This window comes from Pedobacter sp. 01N416 (assembly GCF_056399685.1).
The window spans coordinates 1-10,540 of sequence record NZ_JBFTRT010000120.1 but is presented as its reverse complement, the minus strand read 5'-3'; the positions used below and the strand labels follow the sequence as shown (position 1 = coordinate 10,540).

At 37.8% G+C, this 10,540-nt stretch carries 6 protein-coding genes; all 6 read right to left on the bottom strand.

The genetic code is table 11. The annotated features are described in order from the left end of the window. Window positions 1-30: 30 nt before the first annotated feature. Window positions 31-858 (bottom strand): LamG-like jellyroll fold domain-containing protein, encoded by an 828-nt coding sequence (locus tag AC1DND_RS08775; protein WP_477580856.1) that lies wholly within the window; start codon window positions 856-858, stop codon window positions 31-33. An 18-nt stretch (window positions 859-876) separates the two neighbouring features. After that, window positions 877-2,325 (bottom strand): RagB/SusD family nutrient uptake outer membrane protein, encoded by a 1,449-nt coding sequence (locus tag AC1DND_RS08770; RefSeq protein WP_477580854.1) that lies wholly within the window; start codon window positions 2,323-2,325, stop codon window positions 877-879. Window positions 2,326-2,373: 48 nt separating this feature from the next. Then, window positions 2,374-5,388 carry a SusC/RagA family TonB-linked outer membrane protein gene (locus tag AC1DND_RS08765; protein WP_477580852.1) on the bottom strand — a complete coding sequence of 1,005 codons (3,015 nt, stop codon included), beginning with the start codon at window positions 5,386-5,388 and terminating at the stop codon, window positions 2,374-2,376. 365 nt (window positions 5,389-5,753) lie between these two features. Then, window positions 5,754-8,636, bottom strand: coding sequence for a triple tyrosine motif-containing protein (locus AC1DND_RS08760; protein WP_477580850.1), 2,883 nt, complete (start codon window positions 8,634-8,636; stop codon window positions 5,754-5,756). A gap of 360 nt (window positions 8,637-8,996) precedes the next feature. Further along, window positions 8,997-9,932, bottom strand: a complete 936-nt coding sequence (trhO, locus tag AC1DND_RS08755) for an oxygen-dependent tRNA uridine(34) hydroxylase TrhO (protein WP_477580848.1) — start codon at window positions 9,930-9,932, stop codon at window positions 8,997-8,999. Window positions 9,933-10,113: 181 nt separating this feature from the next. Continuing rightward, window positions 10,114-10,540: DUF5686 family protein (locus AC1DND_RS08750; RefSeq protein WP_477580847.1), on the bottom strand; the 427-nt coding region annotated here is incomplete at its 5' end.

Below are 10,540 nucleotides of genomic sequence, written 5' to 3'. Positions count from 1 at the left end.
CCTTTTAATTTGGTCTATCAGGGAGGAAAACTATTTTCCTCTTCCTTCTAGTTTAGATAATGAACCAATTTCAACATCGGTTAGTGCCTTGTTAAAAATTTTAACTTCATCTAATTGACCTACTAAATAACTCGCCCAATCTTGTTTGCCAGTTGAGTTTGTTAAACTAGGTGTTGTTTGAAATTGCACGGTGCCAAAAACCATTTTAGAGGCATCTTGAAAGGTTAGTTGACCCAAGTTTGCTACAACTTTTTCTCCGATTTTAGAGCCATTAAAATATACCTTATAGGTTGAAGTGGTAGCATCATATGAATAGGCTATTTGATTCCATTTATTCCAAGGATCAACAATCTTTAAAAAATTGTCTCCGCCATTGTTAACCACACCTGTATAAGAACGGGCAACCAATCTGCCAGTTGAAGCATCCCCGTTATTTTCCATAAACAGCGTTAGATTTCCCCAAAAATCGGATGATTTTGCAACATCAACTAATCCTACAATCCCTTTATCATTAAGGGGCATATTAAACCAGCAGGTAAGCGTAAAACTTTTTAAATTTTGTACTGCCGCTGGCGTGTTGGAAGTTACGTAGCCATTTAATGCGCCTTGTAACGATCTCCCTTTAATACCGGTACTGAAACTGGTACCAGTATTGGTGCCTGCTGTATTCGATACACTATCAATTAAACTGCCATCAAATGCCCAATAAGCTATTAGGCTTGAAGGAGCAATCTGTTTTGAACTCGTGTAGCCATTAATGTTTAAGGCTGGTGCATAAGTTGTTGGATCAAAGTCTTTTTGGCATGATGATAACACCAAKGTTACAGCTGTCAATAATAAAAAATATTTTGTTTTCATTTTCGTAAAAATTAGCGATTAGTAACCTGGGTTTTGAGTTAAAGTTCCTGCACTTTTATCAATCTCATTTGCGGGTATTGCCCAAACTTCGTTTTTGCCTGCTTTCCAGCCTTTAGGGCCAAATATAGCCGCTCCACGACCTTGGCGAATTACATCGAAATACCGGTCTGACTCCATAGCTAATTCTACTTGTCTTTCTTTCCAAATCGCCTGGCGCAAAGCCTCTTTATCAGAAGTGGTTACATCTGGTAAAATACCAGCAATCCCTCCGCGTGCACGCGCACGTACCCTGTTCAATGATGTTTTAGCTAAAGTGGGATTTCCTTGCTCGTTTGCAGCTTCTGCATTCATTAGCAATACATCCGAAAATCTTATTACCCTAACATTTTGTTGCGAGCCTTCTGTATAACCGCTTACAATTAAACTAAATGGTACATATGATTTTTGATTATACATTGGATTATCTCCAGTCGGACTAATAGCATCACCTTGTGGAGTAGTTTCTCCTCTAAAAATTATTGTTGCATCTTTACGGGGATCACCAGTTTCGTAAGCTGCTACTAGAGCAGGAGTAGGTACATTAAAACCCCAACCTGCAACACTACCCCGTACACCTTGTACCTGGCTATATTGAGAGTTAGAAGCATCTTTATTATTCAATAAAAGTTCGCATTGTATCTCAAAAACTGATTCGATATTATTTTCGTGGTTAGTTCTAAAGCCTTCTTGATAATTAGGATATAAATCGTAACCCAATGTAATTACAGTATTTGTAAAAGATAGTACCTGATCCCATTTTTGCTGATACATAGCAACTTTTGCATGTAAGGCAAGCGCAGCGCCTTTGGTTGCTCTGCCTAAATCAGCTGCTGGATAGGTTTGAGGCAAAACTGCTGTTGCATCATCCAGATCTTTCTCGATAGCGGCCCATACTTGTGCTTTAGGCGTTCTCGGAATATTAAACTCAGCCGGTGTTTTGGGTACGTTTAAACGCAAAGGTACATCGCCAAAAGCGCGAACCAATCTAAAATAAGAATATGCTCTAATAAATTTTGCCTCGGCTAAATAACGGGCTTTTAAGCTTGCATCCATATTGATCCCTGGAACGTTATCAAGCACTTGGTTACAAAGATTTATATTTTGATACTGTGCTTCCCAGAAACCTCCCATTTGCCCTTCTGTTGATGTTACTGTAAAATTATCATAGGCATTTAAATAGTCAGAATCATTTGMCGCACTACCTTTTTCTGCTTCATCAGAACCCATACTTTCGAGCGCTAATGCCGGAAAAGCGGTATTTCCCCAAGTTCTGAGCTGTGCATACATCGAATTAACCGCTTTTGCAGCATCGCTAGCATCTTTCCAGAAAACTACTGCAGGTTGCTGTGCTTGTGGATCAACATCTAAAAAACTTTTCTTACAAGCAGGTATTATTAAAAGTGAGGAGCAGATTACTACTATCCCCATCTTTTGTATATATGTGTTTTTATAATTTATTTTCATCGCTATTTGATATTAAAAAGTAACATTAACACCTAATCTGTAAACTGCAGATAGTGGATACACACTCGCATCGATACCTGCATTTGTTGGCGTACCACCGATTTCTGGGGTAAAACCTTTATATCCAAATAAGGTCACAGGGTTTTGCGCATCAACAAAAACTCTTACTTTTTTCATTGTCCACTTATTCATTAAAGTTGACGGTAAAGAATAACCTAATTGGATATTTCTTATACGGATATATGATCCATCTTCAACATAGAAAGAGTTTGGAGCGGAATTAAAGGTTGAGCCAACTGCTGCAGAAGGATAGGTGTTTGAAGTGCCTGCTCCATGCCATCTGTTATCATAAAAATCTTTACTAAAATTTTCGTTTCCAAAACGCGAGCCAATATTGGCATTGTAAACATCTACCCCGGCAACACCTTGTATATCAACGGTTAAATCGAAGTTTTTGTAGCCAAATGTAGTGCTTAAACCATAATTATATTTAGGATTAGGATTACCTAATACAATTCTATCTTTACCATCAATTACACCATCATTGTTTTGATCAATGTATTTAAAGTCGCCAGGTTTTGCTGTTTTTTGGGCAGATGCAGCAACCTCTGCAGGAGTTTGAAATATCCCATCTACTTTATAGCCATAAAATTCTCCAATTGCACCACCTTGTATAGTGCGTGTTGCTAAGCCTCCATTAGAAAGCCCTGCGCCACCTGCATAAATAGGGTTTAGGCCCGTAACAACTGATAAAACTTTGTTGTTATTTAACCCAACGTTACCGCTAATAGAGTATGAAAAGCCACTTTTAGTTTGATCTCTCCAAGTAGCCAAAAACTCAAAACCACGATTTTGTAAATCAGCCTGGTTGCCAATTTGCTTACCAGAAGAGGTACCAATAGAAGATAAAATAGGGATTTCGAAAATTGCTTGCTCTGTTTTTTTATTGTAAAAGCCAGTTTCTACATTTAATCTGTTATTTAAGAAACTTGCTTCAAGGCCAATGTCAGTACCAGTAGTACGCTCCCAATTTAAGAACGATGGCACTAATGAACTAACGTTTGCGCCAGTGTAAGCAACGCCGTTAAATACCACAACATAAGCGCCATCTTGTTTTACTACAAGCGTTGTTGGGTTTACAGGAACACCAGCATTACCCACTTTTCCCCATGATCCTTTTAGTTTTAAGCTATTGAAGATTTTCTGATCTTTCATAAAATCCTCATTGGAAATTACCCAACCAGCACCTACTGATGGGAAATAACCCCACAGATCTCCTCCACCATAAAATTGCGATGCTGCATCAGCACGTATCGTTGCATTTAAAAGATAACGGTCTTTGAATGAGTAATTTGCTCTACCAAAATAAGAAGAATAGGTTGTTAAGCTACCACCATCAATTACTGATCTATCTGCAGCATTACCAAGTGCTAAATATAGATCGCCCTCGCTTGAGTAAGGAACATTAAGCGCTGATGAATTAATATAGTAATTTTTTCTTCTCTGGGCAGTTTGACCTGCTAAAACTGTTAGGTTATGATCACCGAAAGTATTTTTATAAGTTAAGGTGTTTTCTAAGATCCAGTTTCTATCCTCGGTTCTTTTAATTTCTAATAAGCTTTTGTCGTTTCTTTGCCCCTGTGTAGCCTGATAAACCGGAGTGTACCCACGAACTTCAGCCTGACCAAAATCTCCGCCTATACTTGTTTTAAAAGTAAAGTGCTTAGCAAAATTTAACTCAGCATAAAAATTACCATTGTAACGGTAATTTTTAGATTTTTGATTAAAAAAATCTAAGGTTACCTGAGGATTAAAATTATTTCCTCCACCTAAACTAAAATCATTCGCATCACCATAGGTGCCATCAGCATAATAAACCGGAACTACTGGACCGGCTGCATATAACTGACGGAAAATAGAGCCGTTAACATCATCAGAGTTTGATGCTGTTGCTGAAATGGTATAACCAATTTTTAAAGGCTTTAATACCTGAATATCGTTAGAAAATTTAGCTGTATAACGCTTGTAGTTTTGTGTTTTAACAATTCCATCTTCTCCGGTATAACCTAAAGAAAAGTTATAAGTGCTCTTTTCACTACCACCGTTAATAGATACTTGATGATTGGTTTGTAACGCGTTTCTGAATGCCTGGTTATACCAATTGGTACCCTCGCCAAAGCTTGATGGGTTTGCGAAAAGGTTCGGAGCGCCATTAATTGCAGATAACTCATTTATTATCGTAGCATACTCTGTTGCGTTAGCCATAGCCAATTGATTGGTAACTACTCGATAGCCAACAGATCCGTTATAATTTATTACGGGATCACCTGATTTACCTTTTTTGGTCGTTATTAATACAACGCCGTTTGCCGCACGGATACCATAAATAGATTGAGACGAGGCATCTTTCAGGATACTTAAGTTTTCAATGTCGCTTGGATTAAGGAAACTGATCTCATCATACCAAACGCCATCTACTACATACAATACACCCGTATTGCCATAAATAGAACCAGTACCGCGAATGGTAATTTTTGGAGAAGAACCTGGTGCACCATTGTTGGTAATGCTAACCCCTGCAACTTTTCCCTGTAACGCACTTACCGCGTTGGTAGAGGCCTGCTTTGCAATGTCTTCACCTTTAACGGTAGCTACTGATCCTGTAACATCAATTTTTCGCTGTGTACCATAACCCACAACCACAACTTGCTCTAGTTGTTGTGTTGATGAAGCTAATGATACATTTAAAGTAGCTTGATTGTTTACAGCTTGCTCAAGTGCTGTATAGCCTACAAAGTTAAATACTAATGTGGCATTGGCCGGCGCGCTAATGGAGTAGTTGCCGTTCACATCTGTTTGCGTACCATTTTGTGTGCCCTTGATTAAGATAGTTACGCCTGGTAACGGAGTTTTATCACCCCCATCAACTACTTTACCTTTTACGGTAATGTTTTGCGCTAATGCTACGTTAATTGTTAGCAAACAAAATGCAGCGAGAACAGAGATTCTTGTAAAGATTCTTTTCATGCTTTATTATAAATTTAGTTTAATTGTTAGTTAAATGTGAGGTTGTTTTTGCTGATGTGCAAGTGTTTTTACCTCTACATTAATACATCATCTGATACTGTGGGGTATCTCAATCAAATAAACCAAATGCCATTTTAGCCTAAAAATGCAGTTTTTTAGATTTTAACATCACATTAATAAATACACAAGTGTACAAATAACACTAAGTGTTTTGTGGGGCCGGAAAGCTCGCTATGAGAGGTAATGATGTAGTGCCGATTGAGTGAGATAACATGAAAAAGCCTCAAAAATCGTTTTTTGTGCAAACGTTCCCGAGACTGGTTCGAGCAATTTTTGACCGCTCTAATTTGATTCTAGCTGCAAGATTAAAGTTCCATTAAAAACTCTGTCAGGTTTTTATCGTGCGGTACTTCGAGCTTTTTGCGTAAGCGATATCTTCTGATTTCTACACCCCTTAAACTAATGTTCAACAGTGATGACATCTCTTTGCTACTCATGTTCATCCTGAGGTAGGCGCAGAGTTTCAAATCATTCGGAACAAGATCGGGATGCTGTGCCTTTAATTTTTTAAAGAAACTTTCGTGTGCCTCATTAAAACTATTCTCAAATAAATGCCAATCACGCTCGTCATTCATACCATCATTAATTACTTTCTGGATTTTGCGTGTTTGATCATCTGAGAGTTTTTTCCCGTTCTCATCCTTTAATTTGGTGATCTCATCACTCAGCTTTTGGAGCAGTTCATTTTTATAAACAAGGGTCATGGCTGAGTTGGCCAGTTCTCTATTTTTCGAGGCGAGTTCTGCCTGTAATTTTTCTGTTTGCAGCTTGATGATCTGCTTTTCGTTGATCTCTGTTTCCTGTTTCAGGATCTCTTCTTGCTCGGCCTGTAAGCGGTCGCTGATTTTTTGGCTATCCCGCTGTAGTTTTCTTTCGTAAATTTTCTTACCCAGAATCAACACCACCACAAATAAAACAACATAACACAAAATGGCCCAATTATTTAGATACCATGGACGCAAAATAGTAAATGAATAAACGGTTTCCCTGCTTACTGAAGTATCATCGATTTTTGCCCTAACTTTAAAAATATAGTTGCCAGCACTTAAATTGGTAAAATCTTTTTGTGTGGCATAACTCCAATCAGACCAGGCCTTAGAATATCCTTCTAAATAAAACTGATATTTAACCTTAGCCTGTCTGTAATAGGGCAATGCATAAGAAATGCGGATATTGTTACGGCTGTTTTGGATCTCTGTTGCTTCCTCACCGTTTCCAGCTTCACTGATGAGCGAAAATTTATCGGTAATATCTTCTACACGCCTGATCAGTACGGCAGGCAATTTTTGTTTCTGCAAACTCAGTTGAGCCGTAGGATTGTAGATTACGAACCCATCATCAACGCTGATCAGGTAAATGGAATTACTGATTCGGCTGATATTCTCATAATATTGCACCATCCGGCCATCTAAAATACTGAATTGATTCGAATCTATTTCTACTTTACCAGGTTCGCTAAAGTTAACCAGTGCTGTTTTGCCGTGATTAATAAACCAATATTTTTTGCCACCGGCGCTAATAATTTTATTGGAGGATTCGAAAGAACCGAGTTCTTTATTAAGTGCTTCGTACTTTGTAAACTTATTGCTCAATTCATCGTAAGTATAAAAACCTGCATCAGAAGAAAAGACAATCTTGTTTTCTAAGTTAAATATATTAATGTTGTAATTTCCGGGCAGACCGTTCCTTTCATCAAAATATTTGGTGCTGGTTACACTCGTGTAGTTAGGGCTTAAGCTTAATTTATACAGCCCCTTATAAGCATGCGCTACCCAAATATCCCCCTTATTATCCTGTTCTACATATCTGGATGGGGCATCAAATCCGGCAATTTTAGTAACAAACTTTAATCCTGATGCAGGATATTCTGTGAAAAGCGAAAGACCGGTATAAGTACCCTGAATAAGGTAATTCGGATTTGAGTTTAACTTTTTAATTGTCCAGCCACCAGATGATCTCGATAACCAATCGATTTTATCGCCGTTTACTTTAAATGTGCCGCTATTGTGTCCACAGATCAACTCATTATCAATAATGGTGAGTTCCCATACCTGCCCTTGCGAATTAGAGATTAACCGAAAATTAAATGGCAGTAGGTTATCTGGCGACCACTCGCTATAAAATAAACCCTGATTGGTGCCAAGATAAATTTTATTATTAAAGATAATGCTGGAGTAAACAGTACCAAACTGACCTGTTTTATCAAAATAAAAATATAAGGGAGAGTTAAGTTCTATGCGGTCGATCCCATTGTCAAGACCTGTCCAAAGATTTTGTTCATTATCGGCGTATAAGCTTAAAACAGTATTGTTCTGTAAACCGCTCGATTTATTGATCCGCTGCACAACTCTTCCATTTTCGTCAATAATGATCAGGCCATTAAGGATAGTGCCGTAAGCAAAATATTTACCCAATAAACTTACTCCATTGTTAAGTTGGTAGGTTTTAAGATAGCTATTTGCTGATGTGTTTAGCGGCGTAAAATCTTTTCCGTCATAGGTAAATAATCCGTTTTTACTGGTGCCGATAATGAGGCCGGTGGTTTTGTAAGGAAGGATAGAAAGAATTCCTTCTTTGCCAAGTTTTTCACTATTTGGGATGTGGACCAATTTGTTGCCAATGAGCTCGAACAAACCTTTTTCCAGTACTTCAATTAAGTACCTTTTGTTCACCTTATGAAGAAACAGAAAGGATGATGGCGATTTTACAACCTCGATTTTGTTGTTTTTATAGAGAAATATTTTCGAAAAGGATTGAAAGATTACCCTATCCTGATCTACATATATTTTCCAGACTTCATCATTGATTTTTATTCCTTTTGGCAAAAGATTGGTAAGTGAGCTATAGGTTAACTTGTTGCTTTTAATCGACCAAAAGCCAAATTCACCAAAGCTACCGGTATAAATTCTTCCTTTATCATCTGTTGCGACCGATCTAACAATTTGCCTGTTGGGCATCTGATATTTCTGCCAGTAGCGGCCATCGAAAGTTAAAAGTCCTTCAGCATTGCCAAAGTACATCACACCATTTTTATCTTTTGCTATACTCCAGTTCTGGTTTCCTGAAGAATAAACCGATTTTGGATAATTTTCTATATATGGAACGCCTATGCTTTTAATTTCTGATGCATGGGCATTTATTGCGAAGCAGGATAATAATAATAATAGGAGCCGGAAATGGTTTAGCATAAAATGGTTAATAGGTAAAGCCATTAATACACAAAGTAAATGAAAAATTGTTTAATAAGGGCGATAGATGGTTGATGGTTTAAGGAATCAAGCGCGAAAAAACATCATAACCTCGATTTATTAAAAATTATTCACAAGTGATTAATTTTTAGCCTTTGCTGAACGCGATCGTCATGCTGAATTTATTTCAGCATCTTTCCTGCAAGATAGATCCTGAAATGAATTCAGGGTGACGACACTATTATTATCACGGTTTCAAGAGGTTGTCAAACTTGTAATAACCTCTTGCCATTCTGTTCATCTATTGAAATGTAAAATTCTCTTGAGAAGAGTGCTATGTTTCTAGTAACTTTAAATTCGTTACGCCTTCACTGCTACCGGCTGCGGAACCTTTACATAATAGCCTGTACCATCGTAAGGGCGCTTGCGTGGATTGGTAGTGCACTCCGCTGAGCAACAGCCCTGAAGCTGATCACCGCATTCATCGCATTGGGTAATGTGCTCATTACATTCCGGATTGGCGCAGTTAATCATTTTAGGGGTAGTTTTACCACAGTTATAACAAACTGAAACAATGGTAGGGTTTACCGCATTTACATCAACAGCAATGCGGTTGTCGAAAACATAACACTTACCTTCAAAATCCTTTCCACCCGCTTCTTTTCCATATTTAATAATGCCACCATGTAATTGGTAAACATCGTTAAAGCCATGGTGTAAAAGCAAAGCAGAAGCTTTTTCGCATTTAATACCTCCGGTACAATAGGTTAATATTTTCTTGTCTTTATATTGGGCAAGTTGATTAATCTGTTCAGGGAAATCGCGGAAATTCTCGATATCGAGTGTTAATGCATTTTTAAATTTACCAAGATTGTGCTCGTAATTGGAGCGGACATCCAGGATAATTACATCCTCATCATCTTTCATTTTCATGAAATCTACAGGCTCTAAATGTTTGCCTGTTTTTTCATTCGGATTAATGATCGAGGTATCTCTTAAACCAGAATGAACAATTTCGGATTTATAACGGCAGTGCATTTTCAGGAACGAGGGCTCCTCAACATCATCTATTTTAAACTCTGTTTTTGCAAACCTTTCATCGGCATGTACTGCTTTCATGTAAGCGTCGCAAGCCTCAACCGTACCAGAAACAGTGCCGTTTAAACCTTCATCAGCAACGATAATACGGCCAACTAAACCTAATGATTTACAAAATTTAAGGTGATCGGCAGCAAATTGTTCTGCCTCTGCTATGTAACTATAGCAATAGTAAAGTAATGTCTGATATTTTTCCATAACGCTGTTGATACCGTTGCAAACGGCGTTTAAAGCGGGGCAAAGATAATAAAAAAAGGTAGAAGGTAGAAGGTAAGGTGGAAGGTTTTTAACTCCTGATTTCAGAATCTTCCCTTTTTAGGAAAACAGCCAAAATTGGCTGAGTATACCTTACGCCTTATACCCTACGCCTTAAACCTTATTATAAGGTGTAAGCTATTCTAAATCCTTGTGTTAATTTGCGGGCACCGTCGTAAGCAAAGCCATAACTGGCCCTTAATACCAGGCGTTGGAAGCCGAAATAAAATTCTTTATAATTTCTTTTTTCTGGAGAAGACAAATAGCCACCCCCAATAAACTCTTCCAATTTAGCTTTACGCAGTAACGGCACTTTATTTGTGAAAAAGCCTGCAAAGTTATGCTCTAAATGCGCTTCGAAGTATTGCTGATTGGTACTAAACTGATAAAAATCTAAATATTGAAACTTTCTTATATTAGGAGGGAAGATGGTAGAAATGTTACCTGAAAAATGTTTGAAATCAGGATAGTACATCTTTGCATTATTAAGAAACTTTCCTGCCCCAACCAAAAATGAACTATAGCCCAATAACCCTAGGCTAATTCTATCC